Genomic DNA, 20,285 nt, shown 5'->3' on the forward strand with positions numbered 1-20,285 from the left:
CGCGAGCACGATCGCGGTGCTCGGGGCGCTCGTGGGGATCCCGCTCGGTGTGGTGCTGGGCAAGATCGCGTGGGGACTCGTCGCCGAGAGCTTGGGGGTCGCCACCGACGCCGCGGTCGGTGCGGTCGCCATTGTCGCGGTGGTGCCAGCCGCGCTCCTCGTTGCCAACGCATTGGCCGTCATCCCGGCGCGTGCTGCGGCGCGCACGCCTCCAGCCGTCGCGTTGCGGGCCGAGTGATGGGATCCTCCCTCTGTCGACTCCGCTGCGCGCACGCACGCGGCCGTCGTGCTGAGGAGCGAGTGTTGGGCGCGGTCTGGTTCCGGTTTTCCGGCAGCGATGCTCCTCGCCAACTTCATCGCTGCGCTCTCTGCCCGCGCGGTCGCTCGCACCAAACCAGCAACCGTCCTGAGATCCGAGTAGTCAGAGCTATCTCGAAGTGACAGGAGTCACCATGTCCAGCACGCCCATTGAACCGCTCGTGATCAGCGGCATCCGCGAGTACACCGACGAGCCGCGTCCCGCGTTGCGTGGGCGCGCCTGGCGTGTCGCGCCCGTCGCCATCGCCGCTGGGGCGCTGGCCATCGTCGCTGCGTCGCTTGAGACGTCGGCGGACATCAGCCCGGGTCGCATCCTGTGCGCGGTGGTGGTCACGTTGTGGTCGGTGTGCGCGCTGTTCGTCGCACGGCGGCGCAGCCACGAGCTGCTCCCGCTGCTCATGGCTTTGGGTGCCCTGGCGGGGGCGCTCGCGCTGGTTGGCGCCGTCGTCCTGGGCCGCGACATCTCGGCGTCCGACGCTGATCTCGCGGCAGCGGTTCGCGCGTTCGGGATTGCACTGCTGCCGGCGATTGGTGCCCACCTCGCGTTCGGCATGCCCGATGGCGCGCTGCGCACGACGGGCCGGCGCGTGATCGTCGTCATGCTGTACGTCGCGGCACTCAGTGTGGGCGCGTTGGCGTTCTCGGACCGACCCGACCTCGACTTCGCACCATTGGTCGGTCTTGCTTCCGTGGCCGTGCTGACGTCGGCGATCGCATTCATCGCCAGGGGACAGCGCGCACCGATGGCCGAGCGCTCGCGCTTCCAGTGGCCGGCGTGGGGTGTGACCGTCGCAGCAGCCGTCGGCCTCGGCGCGGTGGTGCTCAACGCGTTGGTCGACTGGCCCGAGTCGCTCGAAGCGATCGCGGTTGGCGCGACTGCGCTCGTACCCTTCTCGATCGCCATCGCCGCCGCGAGGGACGTGCCGGTGCGCATCGACCGTCTGCTCGTGCACACGATCACCCTCGCCGGACTGTTCGGTTTGGTCGGCGTGTCGTACCTCGTTGTGGTGCTCGGTCTGGGTCGCGATCCAAACGAAGACGAGCGTTCGTTGTTGGGGCTCTCGATGCTCGCAGCAGCCCTCGCAGCATTGCTCTGGGTTCCGACGCGCGAACGGCTCGACGACTTCGCGACTCGAAGGGTCTACGGCGAGCGTCACGCGCCCGACGAGGTGTTGCGTACGTTCGGGAGTCGTCTCACGCGCGCCTTGCCGCTCGACGAGCTGTTGCTCCAGCTCGCGGAGTCGCTGAAGGCGACGATGGCGCTCGAGCGCGCCGAGGTTTGGACTCAGGCCGCGTCCGGGAAGCTCGAGCGCGCCGTGTCGGTGCCCGACCGCGGCCCGGCCGAGCTCGCGCTCGGCGCAGAGGAAGAGACGGTGGTCGCGCGCGCGGGCGTGTCGGGTCCGGCATGGGCACGCGTGTGGCTCCCGTCCTTGGTCGCCGGTGGGTCCGAGGAAGCGGTGATGCGCGTCGCGCCGATCACCAACTCGGGGGAGCTGCTCGGGCTGATGGTGGTACGCCGACCCGATGGTGCGCCCCCATTCGGTGAGGACGACGACCAGGCGCTCACCGAGCTCGCTCGCCAGGTGGGGCTCGCCCTGCACAACGTCACGCTCGACTCGGCGTTGCAGGAGTCGCTCGACGAGGTGCGCCGACAGGCCGATGAGATCAGGGCCTCGCGCGCCCGCATCGTGCAGGCGGGCGACGCGCAGCGGCGCGCCATCGAGCGAGATCTGCACGATGGCGCACAGCAACACCTCGTCGCGCTCGCCGTGAGTGTGCGGCTGGCCCGAACGGTGGCCGACAGCGATCCAGAGCAGGCGAAAGTGATGATGGAGCAGATCGGCATCGACCTTCAGGACGCGGTGCAGGAGCTGCGCAGACTCGCGCACGGCATCTACCCGCCGCTGCTCGCAGAGCGCGGGCTCGGCGAAGCGCTGTCGGCCGCGGCGGGACGTGCGGCGCTGCCCACGGAGATCCGAGCCGACGGCATCGGGCGCTTCGCCCAGCCGATCGAGGCCGCGTTGTACTTCTGCGTGCTCGAAGCGCTGCAGAACGCGGGCAAGCACGCGGGTGACGGCGCGGAAGCGACGGTCACGGTTCGCGAGGACGAAGGCGCGCTGCTGTTCGAGGTGGCCGACGACGGCGCCGGCTTCGACCTCTCGTCGGGTGCACAGCAGGGGCACGGGTTCGTGAACATGAACGACCGGGTGGGAGCCATCGGCGGAACCGTGACGGTCGACTCGGCGCCGTCGAAGGGCACGCGCATCTCGGGTCGCATCCCGATCACGGGGACGACCGTCAGGACCAGTGACCGTCCCAGGTTTCGAGGATGACCTGGGGGCCGAACTCCTCCTTGTTCACGTACCGCGCCGCGCCACAGTCCTTGGCGTCGGCGGGGAGGTCGGCGGCTTGATACGTGGAGAGCAGCATCACGACCGCGCCGGGGTGCGCCGTCATGATCCGGCGGGTGGCCTCGATGCCATTGATGCCCGGCAGGTTGATGTCCATCAGCACGAGGCCGGGGGAGAGCTCATCGGCCATCTCAACGGCTTGCTCGCCGCTCTCGGCCTCGGCGACGACGTCAAAGCCCGGAGTGGCGGTGACCACCGCGCGTGCGGCGCGTCGGAACGGCGCTTGGTCGTCCACGATCAGCACCGCGACAGGGTCCGCCATCACGCAGTCGCTCGCTGCGCCGCAGGGTACCTACGCCGCGGCCGCTCGCTCTCAGTGGCCACGACTGATTCTCCCACCGATACGTCGAACTGGCCCAGGGTGCCCGCACCGACCCGGGGGTGGGGCCAGCATCACCCTGAGAGAAAGAGGAGGACGGCCTTGACGCGACGATGCACGTCGGGCTCCTCGGACAGGCCGAGCTTGGAGAACACCGAGTTGATGTGCTTCTCCACCGCGCGCTCCGAGAGCCCGAGCGCGCCCGCCACGCCGGCGTTGTTCCGCCCCTCGGCCATCGCGCCGAGCACCTCGCGCTCGCGGGGCGTCAGCTGCTCCAGCGGGGAGTCGCGGTGCCGAGAGCGGGCCTCCACGAGGCTCTCGATGACCTTGGGGTCGATGAACGAACCGCCGGTCGCGACCTCGCGGATCGCGCGCACAAGCTGGTCGATGTCGGAGACGCGTTCCTTCAGCAGGTAGCCGCGGCGTGCGGAGCCGTGCTCGAGCAACGCCAGCGCGTAGCCCGGCTCGACGAACTGGCTCAGCACCACGACGCCGACGTCGGGGTGCGAGGCGTGCAGGGCGTCGGCGGCCCGGATGCCCTCGTCGGTGCCGGTTGGTGGCATCCGGATGTCGGTGAGCACCACGTCGGGCACGAGCTCGGCGACGGCCGCGAGCAGCGTCTCGTAGTCCTCGCACGCGCCGACGACCTCGACATCGGGCTCGGTGTCGAGCAGACGGACGACCCCCTCACGCACGAGGTAGCTGTCCTCCGCCACCACCACACGGATGGGCATTTCCGGAGGCTACCGACCGCGGCGCAGGCACCGTGCGCCGCAGGTAGCCGTTCGCCGAAGTGGAGCGGAGCGGCCCGGCGCGAAGCGCCGAGAGCGGGAAGAGTGGGACGCTAGCGTTCACGCCCGTGAAGGCACTTCGTCTCGTCGCGGTCTCGTTCGTCGTCGCCGGCTCGGTGCTCGTCTGTGCCGGGACCGCCAGCGCGGGTTCGAGCGAGGGGATCCGCAACTACGAGGTCGAGATCAAGATCGAACCCACCGGCGCACTGCTGATCACCGAGACGATCGACTACGACTTCGGCGACTTCGCCGTCGACCGTCACGGAATCTTCCGCGACATCCCGGTGCGCTTCGACTACCCGAAGAAGGACAACACCGACCGGGTCTACGAGATCGAGGTTGTCTCGGTCTCAGGGTCGGAGGGGACACCCGACCAGTACGAGACCTCCGAGTTCACCGAGGGCAGCGTCGGGTTCTTCGAGATCAAGATCGGCGACGCCAACACGACGATCGAAGGCGAGCACACCTACGAGATCGTGTACCGGGTCAAGGGTGCACTCAACGGGTTCAGGGACCACGACGAGCTCTACTGGAATGCGATCGGCGACCAGTGGGGGGTGATCGTCGATCACGCCGTGGCCACGGTCGACGCACCCGCCGACATCACGGCGATTCGTTGCTTCCAAGGCGCGTACAGCTCGACGGCGGAGTGCGAGCGGTCCTCCAGCGACGGCTCGACGGCGTCGTTCGCCGAGACCGACCTGTTCCCGTTCAACGCGATGACCGTGGTGATCGCACTTCCGAAGGGCGCGGTTCCGAACCCGAACAAGCAGCGGATCTTCGAAGAACGGTGGACGGTCGGGAAGGCGTTCGACCTCACGCCCACCACGGGCGGCCTCGCCGGTGGTCTGTTCCTGGCCGGCGTCGGTGGCTACGTGCTCGCGTTCCAGCGCTTCGGGCGCGATCGCCGCTACAAGGGCGGCGCCGTCGACCACGCCTTCGGCACCGAGGGCGGTCCCGACGAGGTCACCCCGTTGTTCGGTGCCGACGCGGAGACCCCGGTGGAGTTTGTGCCGCTCGACGACCTGGGGCCCGGGCAGGTCGGGACGCTCGTCGACTTCCATGCCAACCCGCTCGACGTCACCGCGACCATCGTCGACCTCGCGGTGCGCAAGTACCTCCTGATCGAAGAGGTACCCACCGAGTCGAAGTGGCTCAAGAACGACTGGAAGCTCACGCGACTCAAGAAGTCCGATGAGGACCTCAAAGACTACGAGAAAGCGCTCCTGCAGGGTCTCTTCCAGGGGCGCGACGACGGCGACGTCGAGCTCTCGGAGCTCAAGTACAAGTTCGCGGCCCGCATGCAGAAGGTGCAGGCCGCGCTGGACAAGGATGCCAAGGACCAGGGCTGGTTCATCAAGGACCCGAGCAAGGCGTGCGTGAGCATCGGCTGCCTCGGGATGGTGGTCGAGCTTGTCGGCATCGCGGTCACCGGGGTGCTGGCAGCCTTCACCAACCTGGGGTTGCTCGGGATCCCGATCATCATCCTCGGACTCATCATCATGTTCAGTGGCGCCTGGGCACCGGCGCGCAGCGCGAAGGGGTCGGCGATCCTGCGCCGTGTGCACGGCTTCCGTCGGTTCATCGAGGAGTCCGAGAAGCCGCGCGCAGAGTTCGCCGAGAAGAAAAACCTCTTCTCTGAGTACCTCCCGTACGCCATCGTGTTCGGCGCGGTCGACAAGTGGGCCCGCACGTTCCAAGCGCTCGCGGGCGAGCCGCCCGACACGTCGTACTGGTACCGGTCGACCACACCCTTCGAGTACGTAGCGTTCTCGAGTGCCATCAACGGGTTCACCACGACGACCGCGGGCACGCTCACGTCGAGTCCACCCTCCACATCGGGATCCAGCGGGTTCAGCGGCGGTGGTGGCTTCTCCGGTGGTGGCGGTGGCGGCGGCGGCGGAGGCTCCTGGTAATGGCCGGTCCGCTCGCGGGAGTGAAGATCGTCGAGCTGGTTGGCATCGGCCCGGGCCCGTTCGCCGCGATGTTGTTGGCCGACATGGGTGCCGAGGTCGTGCGCGTGCACCGCACGGAGTCGGTGGCGCGGGGCTTCGATCCCGGTGGCGTGCCGGTGCTCGATCGCAATCGCCGCTCTATCGGGGTCGACCTGAAGAACCCCGACGGCATCGAGACCGTGCTGCGACTCGTCGAGCAGGCCGACGCGCTCATCGAGGGGTTCCGTCCCGGCGTCACCGAGCGCCTCGGCGTGGGCCCCGACGATTGCATGGCGCGCAACCCCCGCCTCGTCTACGGCCGCATGACGGGTTGGGGCCAAGACGGCCCGATGGCCAACGCCGCCGGCCACGACATCAACTACATCTCGCTTGCCGGCGCTCTCGCACACTTCGGCCGTGAGGGCCAGAAGCCCACGCCGCCGATCAACCTCATCGGCGACTTCGGTGGGGGCGGCATGTTCCTCGCGTTTGGAACCGTCTGTGGAGTGCTGGAGGCGCGCGGGTCAGGCAAGGGTCAGGTGGTGGACGCGGCCATGGTCGATGGTTCGGCCGTGCTCATGTCGATGATCTGGGGCTTCCGCGTGATGAACGCGTTCGACGAGGAGAACCGCGGCACCAACGTGCTCGACACCGGCTGCCCGTTCTACGACTCGTACGAGACCAAGGACGGCAAGCTCATCTCGCTCGGTTCACTCGAACCGCAGTTCTACGCCGAGCTGATGGAGAAGACGGGCCTCGCATCCGAGGATCTCGGCGAGCAGATGGACCGCGACAAGTGGCCGAAGCTCCGCGAACGGTTCACCGAGCTGTTCAAGACCAAGACGCGCGACGAGTGGAACGCGATCCTCGAAGGCAGCGACGCGTGCTACTCGCCAGTGCTCACCATGACGGAGGCTGCGCAGCACCCGCACATCAAGGCGCGCGACACCGTCGTCGACTTCGAGGGGATCCTCCAGCCCGCACCGGCGCCGCGCTTCTCGCGCACAAAACCCGAGATCACCCGGAGTGCGGCGAAACCCGGGGAGCACACCGACGAGGTGCTCACCGAGTGGGGCTTCACCGGAGACGAGCTCGCCAAGCTCCGGGACGCCGGGGCGATCGCCTGAACCGCTCGTCAAGCGCGAGTTCGGTTCAAACTCCTCTTGACGCTGATCGAAAGCGGCGTGTCACGCCGCGCTGCTATGGGGTGGCGCCCGTAGGGACCAGGTGCTGTCGGTGTTGTCGATGACCTCGTAGCCGCGGTGGGTGATGAGGTCGTGGTGTTCGGGGCACACGTCGCCGAGGACCCGGTAGCTGGTGATTCGGTTGTCGGCGTAGCCGAGGGTGTGGTGGCGTTCGGTGGCGCGAGTGTGGTCGCAGTCGCGGATCTTGCAGACGCCGCCGTCACGTTCGTCGATGGCGATTTTCAACGCCTTGGGGACGTGACGGGTCGTGCTCACGACGCTCTGGACGTCGACACCGTCGGTGATCACCAGCTCCAATAAGCCGTGCGACAGCACCTCTCGGGCGTAGTCGACGGGGACGGGCCCGACGCCGGGGATCTCGCAGACGTCTTCGACCCCGTCGGCGGGACGGTCGAGGAGCTTGTCGAGGCCGACGCGTACGCGCACCACGGGCTTCGTGCTCGCCGGGACCTGCGCGCCGCGGGCCAGGGCGACGAGCGCGTCGAATCTGTACGCGGCCAGGGGTTGGTGCTCTCCCGTCTTCCGGGCGGCTTCGAAGGCTGCGCGGGCGAGTGGTTCGAGTGCTTCGAAGAGATCGGTGACCTCTTCGGTAGGACCCGAGAACGAGCCGTGGGTCGCGAAGCCGCGGGCCCAGCCGGCCAGGTGGCGTTCGTCGCGGGCGATCTTGCGGAGACGGTCCTCGTCGGACGCTGCCGTCACCACACGTTCCTTTGCTGCTCGAAGCTCCCGGAAGCCACGCTTGGTGGCTCGCAGCATCCGGCCTTCTGATGCAGGGTCGACCGACGCGGCTGCGGTGACCTGCGCCGCCTGCGCCAATGACACTTCCCCGGCGCGCAGCTTCTCGGCAGTTGTCGGGAGGTCGACCAGGCGATCGGCGGTGGTGAGCGTCTCGCGGGCGGCGTGCTCCGACGTACCGGTCACGTTGGCGAACCACTGCTCCGGCGACACCGCGTGTGATGCGTTGCGCCAGGCGCCGGTGTCGACCGCGCGCTTGGCATGCAGCATCGTAATCGTCTGGGCGATCTTGACGATGTCGGCACTGACCTGCGCACACGAGACCGCGTCCGCGCCTGCGTAGCAATCGGCATCAAGTGTCGCCGAGTACTCCTGCAGTCCGTCGCGGATGTCGACCAACGCGCTCATGACGTGCAGCATGGCAGGGGGGTGTGACAGTCAAGCCGCCTGTCAAGGAGAAATCTTGAGAAATCTCGAAAATCTCAAAGAAGATCTTCGACGTGAGCATTTGCGGCGCGAGCGTTCACTCTCGGCGTGGACACTCCGGAGCAAGTGCGCGCATCGTCAACGCGAACGCGCACCCTCCACGAGCTCCCTCACCGCGAGCAACATCGCGTCGCGCGCATCGGGAGCGTCCGCGACCACCGTGATGTGTCCCAACTTCCGCCCTGCACGCGGTTTCTTCTGGTAATCGTGGAGCACTGCGGCGCCGACGCGCGCAACCGCGGCAGCGTCGGACATCGTGCCGATGCAGTTGACCATCCCCGCGTACCCGCGCGCCTCTGTGGAGCCGAGGGGCATGCCGAGGATGGCGCGAAGGTGGTTCTCGAATTGGCTGGTGTCGGCGCCTTCGATGGTCCAATGGCCGGAGTTGTGCACTCGGGGCGCCAGCTCGTTCGCCAGGAGTCGACCGTCGTGCTCGAAGAGCTCGACCGCGAGCACGCCGACATATTCGAGGTCGTCGAGCAGGCGGTGGGCGATCGACTCGCCAGCAGCCTGGAGTGCCGGCGCCAGATCGGGCGCCGGCGCCCTGCTCTCGCGCAGGATCCCGTCCGCGTGCACGTTCTGGACGAGGGGATAGCACCGCGAGTCGCCGTCGAGGCCGCGCACAGCCAAGACGGAGAGCTCGCGCGTGAACGGGATGCGCCCTTCGAGGATCAGCGGCACGCCGCCGAGTGAGCCCCATGCCGCATCGACGTCGACCGCGTCGTTCAGTGCAAGTTGGCCCTTGCCGTCGTAGCCGCCGCGGCGCGTCTTGAGGATCGCCGGGAGGCCGATCTCGCGCACCGCCGCGTCGAGCCCGGCGCGGTCATCGATCGCCGCGTGCGGCGCCACCTCGATCCCGAGGCGTTCGAAGGTCTGCTTCTCGACCAGCCGGTCCTGGGCCACGTCGAGTGCCCGCGGGTCGGGGCGCACCGGCGCGTGCTTCGCGGCGGCGCGAGCGGCGTCGGCAGGTACGCCCTCCCACTCGTAGGTGACGACGGTCGCGCCCCGCGCCACCTCATGGACCGCGGCGAGGTCACCGAGCTCGCCGACGACGAGGGGGCCGAGCGATCCGGCGGTGGCGTCGGCCGCCGGGTCCAGGAAACGGAAATCGATTCCGATCGGCTGGCCCGCGAGCGCGAGCATTCGACCCAGCTGTCCGCCTCCGAGCACCGAAACGACCGGGGTTTCCACGGAGGTCGTTGCTATCATGGGAATCGCGACAGCGCCGTCGCCGAGGCCCACCCCCGGTCCCATCACGAGCGAGGACGCTGTGCAGCACTCCACCGGCTTCGGCCGGTCCCACACCATGCTCTCTGGCTTGCGACTCCCGCCGTTCAGCGCGCTCCCACCCGCCAGCGGCCTCTACGACCCGCGGTTCGAGCACGACGCCTGCGGCGTGTCGTTCGTGGTGGACATGACCGGCGCGAAGAGCCGCGACATCGTCGACACCGCGCTCGGTGCGCTCTGCAACCTCGACCACCGCGGCGCCTCGGGAGCCGAGGTGAACACTGGCGACGGTGCCGGGATCCTGGTCCAGGTGCCCGACGCCTTCCTGCGCGCCGTGACCCCGTTCGAGCTGCCGCCTGCCGGCGCCTACGGGGTGGGGTTGGCGTTCCTCCCAGCCGACGACGCCGACGCCGAGAAGACGCGCGCCGCGGTCGAGGACCTGGCTGCGGAGGAACGCCTGCAGGTCATCGGGTGGCGCGTGGTTCCGACCGACGACTCGATGATCGGGCCCACCGCGCGCGACGTCATGCCCAGCTTCTGGCATTGCTTCGTGACCGACCGCGACGGGTCGGTCGGCATCGACCTCGACCGCAAGCTGTTCGTGCTGCGCAAGCGGACCGAGCACGAGATCGGCGATGGTCGCTCCGCCTATTTCCCGTCGTTGTCGAGCCGCACGCTCGTCTACAAGGGGATGCTCACGACACCGCAGTTGGCTGGCTTCTTCCCCGAGCTCGGCGACGAACGCATCGAGTCGGCACTCGCGCTGGTGCACAGCCGCTTCTCCACCAACACCTTCCCTTCGTGGCCGCTCGCGCACCCGTACCGCTACCTCGCGCACAACGGCGAGATCAACACACTGCAGGGGAACCGAAACTGGATGCGGGCCCGAGAGGCGCTCATGGCGACGCCGTTGATGCCGGGCCTCGAGCGCTCCTTCCCGGTCATCACTGACGGGGCGTCCGACACCGCCAGCTTCGACGAGTGCTTGGAGCTGCTGCACCTCGGCGGGCGACCCCTCGCGCATGCCGTGCTCATGATGATCCCTGAGGCGTGGGAGAACCACGCCACGATGACCCCGGCCCGGCGCGCGTTCTACCGGTACCACGCGTCGTTGATGGAGCCGTGGGACGGCCCCGCGTCGATCGCGTTCACCGACGGCACGGTGATCGGCGCCGTGCTGGACCGCAACGGATTGCGCCCGAGCCGCTATTGGGTGACCGACGACAGCCGCGTGATCATGGCAAGCGAGACCGGCGTCGTCGACGTCGATCCCGCCCGCGTGGTCAAGAAGGGTCGCCTCCAGCCGGGGCGCATGTTCCTGGTCGACACTTCCTTGGGGCGCATCGTCGACGACGAAGAGATCAAGGCCGACCTCGCGGCGGAGCATCCGTATGAGGAGTGGCTCGAGCAGGGGCTCGTGCATCTCGAAGATCTCCCCGACCGCGAGCACATCGTGTACTCGCATCAATCTGTGCTCCGGCGCCAGGAGACGTTCGGGTACACCCACGAAGAGCTGAAGCTGCTCGTTGCGCCGATGGCGAAGACGGGTGCGGAGGCAATCGGCTCGATGGGCACCGACACGCCGGTCGCCGTGCTCTCCGAGCGTTCGCGGATGCTGTTCGACTACTTCCAACAGCTGTTCGCGCAGGTCACGAACCCACCGCTCGATGCCATCCGCGAGGAGCTGGTGACGTCGCTGTCGTCGACAGTGGGCGCCGAGGGCAACCTGCTCGACCCCCGACCCGAGTCATGTCACCAGATCGCGCTGCCTTTCCCGATCCTGGACAACGACGAGCTGGCCAAGCTCATCCACATCAACGATGACGGGGAGTGGCCGGAGTTCGCGGCGCGGGTCATCTCGGGCCTGTACCCGGTTGCGGGTGGTGGTGCCGCGCTCCGCGAGGCGCTCGACCGTGTGCGCTCGGAAGCGTCGGCGGCGATCGCCGAGGGTGTCACGATCCTCGTGCTCTCGGACCGCGACTCCGATCGCGAGCTGGCACCGATTCCATCGCTGTTGCTCGTCTCCTCGGTCCATCACCACCTCATCCGTGAGCGCACGCGCACGCAGGTCGCCCTCGTCGCAGAGTCGGGCGATGCGCGCGAGGTGCACCACATGGCGCTGCTCACTGGCTACGGGGCCGGTGCCATCAACCCGTACCTGGCCTTCGAGTCGGTTGAGGATCTCATCGCGCAGGACCTGAACGGGCTCGGCGGTATGGATCCGCACACGGCGATCAAGAACTACATCAAGGCTGCGGGCAAGGGTGTGCTCAAGGTGATGTCGAAGATGGGCATCTCCACGATCGCGTCGTATCGCGGCGCGCAGGTGTTCGAAGCGATCGGCCTCGGCTACGACCTCGTCGACGAGTACTTCACCGGGACCGTCTCACGCCTTGGCGGCATCGGGCTGGACCAGCTTGCCGAGGAGGTTGCTCGTCGGCACCGGCGCGCGTACCCGCCGCGGCCAGAAGAGCTGGCTCACCGTGACCTCGACCTCGGCGGCGAGTACCAGTGGCGTCGGGAAGGAGAGTTCCACCTCTTCAACCCCGACACCGTCTTCAAGCTCCAGCACGCGACGCGAGCAAAGCGCTATGACGTCTACAAGGACTACACGCGCCTGGTGGACGATCAGTCCAAGCGTCTTGCGACGCTGCGCGGCTTGTTCACCCTCCGTGAGGGAGTGCGCCCGCCGGTGCCGATCGAGGAAGTCGAGCCGGCGAACGAGATCATGAAGCGCTTCGCCACTGGCGCGATGTCGTACGGGTCGATCTCGAAAGAGGCGCACGAGAACCTGGCGATCGCCATGAACCGCATCGGCGGGAAGTCGAACACCGGCGAGGGCGGTGAGGACGCCGACCGCTACGTCACCGACCCCAACGGCGACCAGCGGCGTTCAGCGATCCACCAGGTGGCGTCGGGCCGCTTCGGTGTGACGTCGGAGTATCTCGTCAACGCCGACGACCTCCAGATCAAGATGGCCCAGGGTGCGAAGCCGGGTGAAGGCGGCCAGCTCCCCGGCCACAAGGTGTACCCGTGGATCGCGCGCACGCGGTACTCGACGCCCGGCGTAGGGCTCATCAGCCCGCCGCCGCACCACGACATCTACTCCATCGAGGACATCAAGCAGCTCATCCACGATCTGAAGAACTCCAACCCCGAGGCGCGTGTAAACGTGAAGCTCGTTGCCCAGGTGGGTGTGGGCACGGTCGCGGCCGGAGTGGCGAAGGCGCACAGCGACGTCGTGCTCATCTCGGGACACGACGGCGGCACGGGCGCGTCGCCGCTCACGTCGATCAAGCATGCCGGTGCGCCCTGGGAGCTCGGCCTGGCCGAGACCCAGCAGACGCTCATGCGCAACGGTCTGCGCGACCGGATCGTGGTCCAGGTCGACGGGCAGCTGAAGACCGGGCGCGACGTGATCATCGCCGCGCTGCTCGGTGGTGAAGAGTTCGGCTTCGCCACCGCGCCGTTGGTGGTGAGTGGCTGCGTGATGATGCGCGTATGTCATCTCGACACGTGCCCGGTCGGGATCGCCACGCAGAACCCGGAGCTCCGAAAGCGGTTCACGGGTAAGCCCGAGTTCGTCGTGAACTTCTTCGAGTTCATCGCCGAAGAGGTGCGTGAGCACCTCGCGGCGCTCGGTTTCCGCTCGGTCGCCGAGGCGATCGGCCACACCGAGGTCCTCGACGTGAAGGACGCGATCGACCATTGGAAAGCTGACGGCCTCGACCTCTCACCGATCCTTGTCGAAGCCGAGAATCCGTATGAGGGGCAGACTCGCTACTGCGTTCGCGGGCAGGACCACGGGCTCGAGCGCGCGCTCGACCAGCAGCTGATCGAGCTCGCCCAGCCGGCACTCACCAGCGGTCAGCCGGTGGAGATCGAGCTCCCGGTCCGCAACACGAACCGCACGGTGGGCACGCTCCTCGGGTCGGAGGTCACGAGGCGCTGGGGCGGTGAGGGGCTGCCCGACAACACGATTCGTATCCATCTGCGCGGGTCGGCCGGCCAGAGCTTCGGGACGTTCGTTCCCCGGGGGATCACGCTGCGCCTCGAGGGTGACGCCAACGACTACACCGCGAAGGGGTTGTCCGGTGGGATCGTGATCGTGCACCCCGACCGCGAAGCGCTCTTCGCCGCCGAAGACAACATCGTCGCCGGCAACGTGGTGCTGTACGGCGCGACGTCGGGCGAGGCGTACTTCCGCGGCATGGTGGGGGAGCGGTTCTGTGTGCGCAACTCGGGCGCGACCGCGGTCGTCGAAGGCGTGGGAGACCATGGCTGCGAGTACATGACGGGTGGTCGTGTGGTCGTGCTGGGTCCGACGGGGCGCAACTTCGCCGCCGGGATGTCCGGCGGGATCGCGTACGTGTACGACCCCGACGATCGCTTCCCAGCGCTCGTCAACTACGAGATGGTCGAGCTCGAGCCGCTCACCGACGACGAACGCGAGTGGCTGCGCGTGACCGTCGAGCGCCACCGCGAGCTGACCGGCTCCGACGTCGCTGACCGTCTGCTGGCGCAGTGGGAGAGCGAGGTCGAGTCGTTCCGCAAGGTTATGCCGCAGGACTACAAGCGAGTGCTCAACGTCATGACGGAGGCCGCCGAGTCGGGATTCTCCGAGGACGAGACGCTCGCCCGGGTGATGGAAGCCGCGCATGGGTGATCCAAGACATGGGTGACGTGGCGGGCTTCATCAAGTGGGGCCGGATCACGCCCATGCGGCGTCGGGTCGACGTGCGACTGAACGATTGGCACGAGGTGTACGAGCCGTTTTCGCCCGAAGAGCTCGCGAAGCAGGCCGGTCGGTGCATGGACTGCGGTATCCCGTTCTGCAACAACGGGTGCCCGCTCGGCAACCTGATCCCCGACTGGAACGACCTCGTGTACCGCGACCACTGGCGCGACGCGATCGAGCGGCTGCATGCCACGAACAACTTCCCCGAGTTCACCGGTCGCTTGTGCCCGGCGCCGTGCGAGACGTCGTGCGTGCTCGGGATCAATCAGGACCCGGTCACGATCAAGCAGGTCGAGGTGGAGATCGTCGATCGCGCATGGGGCGAGGGCTGGATCGAGCCCGTCACGCCGTCGGTTCGAACCGGCAAGCGCGTGGCGGTTGTCGGGTCGGGTCCGGCCGGGCTCGCAGCTGCACAGCAGCTGACGCGCGCGGGGCACGACGTGGTGGTGTTCGAGCGCGCCGACCGTGTCGGCGGGTTGCTCCGCTACGGCATCCCCGAGTTCAAGCTCGAGAAGCGGCACCTCGACCGGCGCCTCGACCAGATGCGAGCCGAGGGCACGGAGTTCCGAGCCAACGCCAACGTCGGTGCCGATGGTGTGGGCGGAGTGCCGCTGAGCGAGTTGCAGGAGTTCGACGCGACGGTGCTCGCGGGCGGGGCGACGGCCTGGCGCGACCTGCCGATTCCGGGGCGAGACCTCGGCGGCATCCACCAGGCGATGGAGTTCCTGCCGATCGGCAACCGCGTGCAACAGGGCGACCTCGCCGAGCCCACGATCACGGCCGCGGGCAAGCACGCGGTGATCATCGGTGGCGGCGACACCGGTGCCGACTGTCTGGGCACGGTGCACCGTCAGGGTGCGCGCTCAGTGCACCAGTTCGAGATCCTGCCGCGCCCACCAGAGACCAGGGCTCCCACCAACCCGTGGCCCACGTGGTCAAACATCTTCCGTGTGTCATCGGCCCATGAAGAGGGTGGTGACCGCGTCTACAGCGTGAACACAGAGCGGTTCGAGGGCGATGAGCACGGGAACGTGCGCGCGTTGGTGGCGCATGAGGTCGAGATGGTCGACGGCCGCTTCGACAAGATCGAGGGCACTGACTTCGAGCTTCCGTGCGAGCTGGTGCTCCTGGCGATGGGGTTCGTCGGCCCCGAGCGAGCAGGTCTGCTCGATGGTCTCGGCGTCGACCTCGACGAGCGGGGCAATGTGGCCCGCGACGCGTCGTTCATGACGAGCATCTCGGGCGTGTTCGCGTGTGGCGACATGGGCCGCGGTCAGAGCCTGATCGTTTGGGCAATCGCCGAAGGGCGGTCGTGCGCGGCCGGTGTCGATCGCTTTCTCGCCGGGGAGACCTTGCTGCCGGCGCCGATCGAGCCGAGCGCGCGTCCGCTCCTATAGCGCACCGCCGATGACGAGGAGCGGACGGGAGTCGTAGCCGAGGACGGCGGCGACCAGGCGCTTGATCGTCCCCGACCGTTCGCGTTCGTACGCGCGAACCGCGCGGTTGTAGCTCTTCTCATCGGCGATGAGATCCTCGGGAAAGGCCGCGTGGAAGGCCAAGACTGCGGCCGTCACGGTTTCGTTTGCGCTGAGCCGATCCGACCCGTCGATATTGGCTTCCAGTCTGCGGGCCAGCGCTTCGAGCTCGTTCGCCGTCTCGGCTTCCCTCCCGGCGTCGCTGTGCGCCGGCCCCTTGAGTGCCAGGGTGAACCAGCGGCCGAGGACGGTGTCGAGGTCCTGGGTCACGGCGCGCTCACCGGCGCCAGCGTCGTCCATCACCGAGGCCAAGGCTCGGAGAGCCTCGTAGCGCGGCTTGAGCGAGGACCGGAGCGGGGTCCAGCGCGCATCCACCTGGTCGCGCGCATCACCGATCTTGGGACCGATCAGCGCACCGGCAGCGATCACGGCGAGGACCGCCACGACGGCGACGATCACGAGCCAGCGCACGCGTCGCCTCATCGGAGGTTCGACCTTATCGGCGCGGGCGGCGCGATCCGTTGATGCTTACCAACGTGGCGACGCGCGTCGCGCTACGTGGCGTGCGTCACCCACCCGATCCTGGCGCAAGTGTGTACGTGCCCTGATATTCACCTTGAGAGAACGATTTCTCCGCGGTCCCCGACGAGCCGAAGCGACCCGGCAGGTCAGCGGGAGTGAACACCTCCGTCGTGCCGTCCTGGAACGACTGCGCGGTGCTGGAGCTCGCGCAGTCCGCGACGCCGGCCTCGGTGACCTGGAAGTTGGTCGCGCTGAAGCTTAGGGCAAAGTTGCGGTTCGGATCGTCGTCGTACCCGGCTGAGCCGGTCGCCGAACCGGAGATCTGGACGGTGAAGGTCGCCGCGGTGCGGTGATCCGCGATCTTTTGTCCACTGCTCAAGTCATAGCAGCCGCCATCGAACTCGACGGTTCCCGTACCGGTCCCGCTGATCGAGGTGCCATCGACCTTGAACGTCCCCCTCCATTGGACTCTCGTCGTGCTGTCCTGTGAGCCGCGGACGTTCTGGGCCTGGGCGTCGACGAACAGCTGCCACACCGTCGGTCCCTCGATACCACCGGGCGGGTAGATCGGCGTCTTGGAAACGACGACCACGATGATCGTGGTCGGGTCGAATCCCGGCCACTTCGGCCCGCGGTAGATGGGATCGCCGATCTTGGTGGGTTCGAGCAATGGGTTGCCGCACCGGCAGCGGGCCACGAGCTTGCCGTACTCGTCCACGAGCACGGCGGTGCCGGCTTGGAGCACGGATTGCAGGGGAACGGCGCGGCCGTTGACGAACGTGTGGTTCGTGACGCGCGTGTCGTACTGGAGCACGGTCGGGATGAGACTCCGGACATACGTAGGGATGTCGCTGACCGAGATCCCGACGACACGCGCCCACTCGCGTCCCTGCGCCGAGTTGGCGGGATCGACGAGGAACGAGATGAGCTGCTCGCGATCGCACAGCCTGTTGTCGCCGGTGCCTCCGAACGGCGTGTTCCCCGGTGGCGGCGGCACGATGGTGTTCGGCGGGGTCGCGGCCGAGTCAGGCGAGAGCGGCGGGGTGAACGGGTCGTCGCTCACTGCCGCGATCGGCTCGAGCTTGATGGTTCGCTCTTTGGTGCCCTGCGCTTCGTCGCCCCCGCCGGACACCAGCACGGCGCCGCCGGCGCCGAGCAGGAGCGCGATGATGGCGACGATCGCGATCAGCTGGTTGCGGTTCGGTCCCTCATCCGTCGTCGGCCCGCTTCCGGACGGCGGTCCCGACGGTGGACCCTTGGGCGGTCCCCCCGCGGATGGACCCTTCGGCGGCCCCGAGGGCGGGCCCTTCGGTGGCCCGGACGGCGGCGGCCCACTCGGCGTGGTGCTCATCGCAGTTCCCCGCCCCGTCCGGTCATCGCCCGCCCCCCGCGCTGTCGGCCGTAGCCTAGAACCCCACCGCTTCGAAGCTCAATCGCTGCCGAATGCTTCGCGGACTCGCTTCAGGGCGTGTTCGGCGTCGGACGCGTAGTGTCTCGCCCGTGAGCGACGGGGAGTTCACGGCGACGCACCAGGCGCCAGACGCGGGGCTCGAGACGTGGAACGCGCCGGATCCCGCCCAGAAGCCGGACAATCGGATCGAAGCTGCCCTCCCGGTGCACGTGCTCGAAGAGACAACCGGCTGGGCACACGTCCGGTGCAGCAATGGCTGGGAGACCTGGGTCGACGCCGCCAAGCTCGTCGCGCTGGCGACACCAGGCTTCGTGCCCACCCACCAAGTGGTCGCGGCGGGGGTGGATGCGCGCGCGCGGCCCGATATGGAGGAACCGGTCGCAGCGCGACTCGACGGCGGGCTGCCCGTGTCGATCGCCAACACCTGGGGCGGCTGGATGAAGGTGCACTTCGAGAACGGCTGGGAGACTTGGGTCGACCAACGTGGTCTCACCGCCGGTATCGCATCGGCAGTGGCCGGGGTCACCTCGGCGTCGCCGCTCGCGATGTGGCTGCCGATCATTGGTGCCGCGGTCGCGATCCTGGGCGGGTTCCTCGATTGGTTCCCGCAAACGTCGGCGTGGGACCTCGGGTTCGTCGGTCTGTTCACCCACGAGGGTCAGGACCTCGCCAGCAACGACTTCAGCGGCGGACTGGTGCTGCTCCTGAGCGCGGGCGCGGCGCTCCCGCTGCTCACCCGCCGCCCGCTCCCGAGATGGTGGGCGCTCGCAGTCGCCGGGGTCGCGACCAACGTCGCGTTGATGGGCTTCGTCCTCTACTTCGACGTGAAGGTTCCTGGCCTGAGCATCGGCATCGGAATCTTCGTCACGTTGCTCGGTGGCATCGCGATGGCGGTCGGGGCGCTGATAGCGCCGCGCCGCGCAGGCTGAGAGGCCCGTAGACCTACCCGAATGGGTTGCCGCCGGCAACGCCGTGCTCACCGGCCTGAGCTCAGGTGTCAGGAGCTCTTCGTGCCCCTGAAGCTGTAGATGCAGGTACGGCGTTGAAGGCTGTGGGTTTGGGTTCCCTTCACCTCGGTCGGTCGCGGAGCCTGATGGGGGAAGAAATCCCCTGTGAGGGTGAAGGTGATGTCTTCCACCGAGGCCGACAGGTCGAACTTCAGGCGGTTGGAGATGCTGCCGGTGAAGTTGATGCCGTTCACCGTGAGCTCGAGGACCTTGCCCTTGTGGTCGAAGACGACGGTATCCGTGAGGAGCGGATCGCAGTACTGGGGGTCGGGGAGGCTGGCGCCGCCGGCGTACTGGACGTTGAGGGCGTAGGTCCCCGACACGTCGACTCCGGCCGAGGGTGGCTGGGAGCCATCAGCCGAGCCGTCGTCCTTGGTCGCACCCGGGTTCGAGCCTTGCCTCCCGGAGTTGTCGTCCTGCTGTTGCAGACGTCCGAGGAGTTCTTTCGGGTCCACGGCGGTCGCGACCTCACCGTCTGCCGGTTCGTCGTCGGCGAAGAAGGACTGCCAGATCAAGGCGGCAATTGCGACGCCGATCAGCGCGAGCAGGATCAACAGAAACTCGAAGGCGCTCGTGATCGGATGGTCGTGGTACACCACTCCGAAGGCGCGCTTGCCCAGGGCCTGTTGTGCCGTGTTCAGCTCGTCAGCGGCATCAAGGGCAGCGCGCTGTGCCTCTGGCTGCTTGCGCTCGTACTCGCTGACCGCTTCCGCGTGGTCGGACGCGCGGATCGCGTCGCCAAGAGGATCCGAATCGCCAAATCCCATGTGGCGGCCCTAGTCGGGCATGGGTCCCTTGCCCGTGGCGGGCGCCTTCGCGTCGGGCATCGGGCCGGCACCGCTCGAAGGTCCTCCCGCCGTCGCGGGCGTAGGGTCTCCCTTGCGCTGCCGAACCGGACCGAACATCGCCCACAACACGCCCAGGATCACGAAGACCGCGATGATGATGTAGGGCGTGTTGGTGCCCATCGTGACCACCGAGTTGAGCACGAGCAGCACCGCCACTCCGAGGCCACCGAGCAGCCCAGCGAACAATCCGCGGATCGGATATCGCTTCGTTCCGTTCATCAGACCGGCCTCCCCATGGCAGCGAAGAACAGCAACCCCCCGAGACCCACGAAGGCCAGAGAGACGTAGAACGTCGGCGACTTGACCAGCGAGCCGTTGATCTGGACGACGCCTTTCACGACGCACGACGCGCCACCACCCGACGCCGTGATCTCGATCTTGTACTTGCCGAGCAGCGGAGCCAGCCCGCTGAACTGGAAGTGCTCCTTCAGCGGCTCGACGCCATTGCCATCCGGGAGCTCCGCACTGCTCTCGATGTCACCGCCGAAAGCGGGGATCGGGCTGTTCAGGATCTTGACGTCCCACGTTCCGCCGGCGATGCCCGCGTCGACGCCCGCGTAGGTGTACTCGACCCTCCCGTCGACATCGATCTCGAACGGGTCAGCGTCGGTGCCGCCCGCGCCGGGAGCAGCACCGGTGTCGAGTTGCTTGCCCTCGCTGTCGAACGACGTGCCGTCGCCCGAGCATCCCTTTGCGTCCGCGGCCCCCGCCGGCCCGACCATCATCAGCCACGTGCTCAGTACGAAGCCAACGAAACCTGCCACCGCCAGAACTCGTCGCATGTCGCGTCCTCCCCCAAGGTGGACGGGAGGGTACGAGATCGCACGGTGTTTCGTCCAGGAGGGATCCCGGCCGAGA

16 protein-coding genes are annotated in these 20,285 nt (G+C 67.9%); 7 read left to right on the forward strand and 9 right to left on the reverse strand.

Annotated elements, in window-relative coordinates:
- The coding region (locus tag WEE69_03435) for a hypothetical protein (protein MEX1144339.1) at nucleotides 1–238 on the forward strand (238 nt) is incomplete at its 5' end.
- A 214-nt stretch (nucleotides 239–452) separates the two neighbouring features.
- Nucleotides 453–2,651 carry a histidine kinase gene (locus WEE69_03440; GenBank protein ID MEX1144340.1) on the forward strand — a complete coding sequence of 733 codons (2,199 nt, stop codon included), beginning with the start codon at nucleotides 453–455 and terminating at the stop codon, nucleotides 2,649–2,651.
- Here WEE69_03440 and WEE69_03445 read toward each other — a convergent pair.
- Together WEE69_03445 and WEE69_03450 are read right to left on the reverse strand one after the other, a co-directional pair.
- A complete protein-coding gene (locus WEE69_03445; protein ID MEX1144341.1) occupies nucleotides 2,617–2,991 on the reverse strand; it encodes a response regulator transcription factor in 375 nt (124 codons plus the stop codon). The genes WEE69_03440 and WEE69_03445 overlap by 35 nt on opposite strands.
- A 131-nt stretch (nucleotides 2,992–3,122) precedes the next feature.
- A complete protein-coding gene (locus WEE69_03450) occupies nucleotides 3,123–3,782 on the reverse strand; it encodes a response regulator transcription factor (protein MEX1144342.1) in 660 nt (219 codons plus the stop codon).
- Between the two features lie 125 nt (nucleotides 3,783–3,907).
- On the opposite strand from WEE69_03450, the gene WEE69_03455 reads away from it, so the two are divergent.
- A complete protein-coding gene (locus WEE69_03455; protein ID MEX1144343.1) occupies nucleotides 3,908–5,755 on the forward strand; it encodes a DUF2207 domain-containing protein in 1,848 nt (615 codons plus the stop codon).
- The gene (locus tag WEE69_03460) at nucleotides 5,755–6,900 is read left to right on the forward strand and encodes a CaiB/BaiF CoA-transferase family protein (protein MEX1144344.1); all 1,146 of its coding nucleotides are present in this window, start codon (nucleotides 5,755–5,757) and stop codon (nucleotides 6,898–6,900) included. Before WEE69_03455 ends, WEE69_03460 begins: the two co-directional genes overlap by 1 nt.
- A gap of 60 nt (nucleotides 6,901–6,960) precedes the next feature.
- Here WEE69_03460 and WEE69_03465 read toward each other — a convergent pair whose 3' ends face one another.
- Both WEE69_03465 and WEE69_03470 read right to left on the reverse strand, forming a co-directional pair.
- Nucleotides 6,961–8,121: a hypothetical protein gene (locus WEE69_03465; GenBank protein MEX1144345.1), complete on the reverse strand. Its 1,161-nt coding sequence runs from the start codon at nucleotides 8,119–8,121 to the stop codon at nucleotides 6,961–6,963.
- A gap of 156 nt (nucleotides 8,122–8,277) precedes the next feature.
- A complete protein-coding gene (locus WEE69_03470; protein ID MEX1144346.1) occupies nucleotides 8,278–9,390 on the reverse strand; it encodes a 5-(carboxyamino)imidazole ribonucleotide synthase in 1,113 nt (370 codons plus the stop codon).
- Nucleotides 9,391–9,505: 115 nt separating this feature from the next.
- Here WEE69_03470 and gltB point away from each other — a divergent pair, with 115 nt between their 5' ends.
- Both gltB and WEE69_03480 read left to right on the forward strand, forming a co-directional pair.
- Nucleotides 9,506–14,092, forward strand: a complete 4,587-nt coding sequence (gene gltB / locus WEE69_03475; protein ID MEX1144347.1) for a glutamate synthase large subunit — start codon at nucleotides 9,506–9,508, stop codon at nucleotides 14,090–14,092.
- Between the two features lie 8 nt (nucleotides 14,093–14,100).
- Nucleotides 14,101–15,561 (forward strand): glutamate synthase subunit beta, encoded by a 1,461-nt coding sequence (locus WEE69_03480; GenBank protein ID MEX1144348.1) that lies wholly within the window; start codon nucleotides 14,101–14,103, stop codon nucleotides 15,559–15,561.
- Here the strand turns inward: WEE69_03480 and WEE69_03485 are convergent.
- Nucleotides 15,556–16,098 (reverse strand): hypothetical protein, encoded by a 543-nt coding sequence (locus tag WEE69_03485; protein ID MEX1144349.1) that lies wholly within the window; start codon nucleotides 16,096–16,098, stop codon nucleotides 15,556–15,558. The genes WEE69_03480 and WEE69_03485 overlap by 6 nt on opposite strands.
- Nucleotides 16,099–16,207: 109 nt before the next feature.
- Nucleotides 16,208–17,512, reverse strand: a complete 1,305-nt coding sequence (locus tag WEE69_03490) for a DUF6777 domain-containing protein (GenBank protein MEX1144350.1) — start codon at nucleotides 17,510–17,512, stop codon at nucleotides 16,208–16,210.
- 149 nt (nucleotides 17,513–17,661) lie between these two features.
- On the opposite strand from WEE69_03490, the gene WEE69_03495 reads away from it, so the two are divergent.
- On the forward strand, nucleotides 17,662–18,501 hold the full coding sequence (locus tag WEE69_03495) for an SH3 domain-containing protein (protein ID MEX1144351.1): 840 nt from the start codon (nucleotides 17,662–17,664) through the stop codon (nucleotides 18,499–18,501).
- 68 nt (nucleotides 18,502–18,569) lie between these two features.
- Here the strand turns inward: WEE69_03495 and WEE69_03500 are convergent, their stop codons facing one another.
- The 3 genes from WEE69_03500 to WEE69_03510 are packed head-to-tail and all read right to left on the reverse strand — an operon-like array spanning nucleotide 18,570 to nucleotide 20,191.
- Entirely contained in the window at nucleotides 18,570–19,346 is a 777-nt protein-coding gene (locus tag WEE69_03500) for a hypothetical protein (GenBank protein ID MEX1144352.1), read from the reverse strand.
- Between the two features lie 9 nt (nucleotides 19,347–19,355).
- Nucleotides 19,356–19,646, reverse strand: coding sequence for a hypothetical protein (locus tag WEE69_03505; protein ID MEX1144353.1), 291 nt, complete (start codon nucleotides 19,644–19,646; stop codon nucleotides 19,356–19,358).
- Complete coding sequence (locus tag WEE69_03510) at nucleotides 19,646–20,191, reverse strand: hypothetical protein (protein ID MEX1144354.1); 546 nt, start codon at nucleotides 20,189–20,191, stop codon at nucleotides 19,646–19,648. Before WEE69_03510 ends, WEE69_03505 begins: the two co-directional genes overlap by 1 nt.
- Nucleotides 20,192–20,285: the final 94 nt, after the last annotated feature.

Source organism: Acidimicrobiia bacterium (assembly GCA_040881685.1).
Taxonomy (GTDB): Bacteria; Actinomycetota; Acidimicrobiia; order IMCC26256; family PALSA-555; genus SHVJ01.

Bases quoted from the DNA above. Each gene is read 5' to 3' on its own strand.
- WEE69_03500 (MEX1144352.1), bottom strand. From the start codon at position 19,346: ATGGGATTTGGCGATTCGGATCCTCTTGGCGACGCGATCCGCGCGTCC.
- WEE69_03460 (MEX1144344.1), top strand. From the start codon at position 5,755: ATGGCCGGTCCGCTCGCGGGAGTGAAGATCGTCGAGCTGGTTGGCATC.
- gltB (MEX1144347.1), top strand. From the start codon at position 9,506: ATGCTCTCTGGCTTGCGACTCCCGCCGTTCAGCGCGCTCCCACCCGCC.
- WEE69_03490 (MEX1144350.1), bottom strand. From the start codon at position 17,512: ATGAGCACCACGCCGAGTGGGCCGCCGCCGTCCGGGCCACCGAAGGGC.
- WEE69_03480 (MEX1144348.1), top strand. From the start codon at position 14,101: ATGGGTGACGTGGCGGGCTTCATCAAGTGGGGCCGGATCACGCCCATG.
- WEE69_03445 (MEX1144341.1), bottom strand. From the start codon at position 2,991: ATGGCGGACCCTGTCGCGGTGCTGATCGTGGACGACCAAGCGCCGTTC.
- WEE69_03450 (MEX1144342.1), bottom strand. From the start codon at position 3,782: ATGCCCATCCGTGTGGTGGTGGCGGAGGACAGCTACCTCGTGCGTGAG.
- WEE69_03440 (MEX1144340.1), top strand. From the start codon at position 453: ATGTCCAGCACGCCCATTGAACCGCTCGTGATCAGCGGCATCCGCGAG.
- WEE69_03465 (MEX1144345.1), bottom strand. From the start codon at position 8,121: ATGAGCGCGTTGGTCGACATCCGCGACGGACTGCAGGAGTACTCGGCG.
- WEE69_03505 (MEX1144353.1), bottom strand. From the start codon at position 19,646: ATGAACGGAACGAAGCGATATCCGATCCGCGGATTGTTCGCTGGGCTG.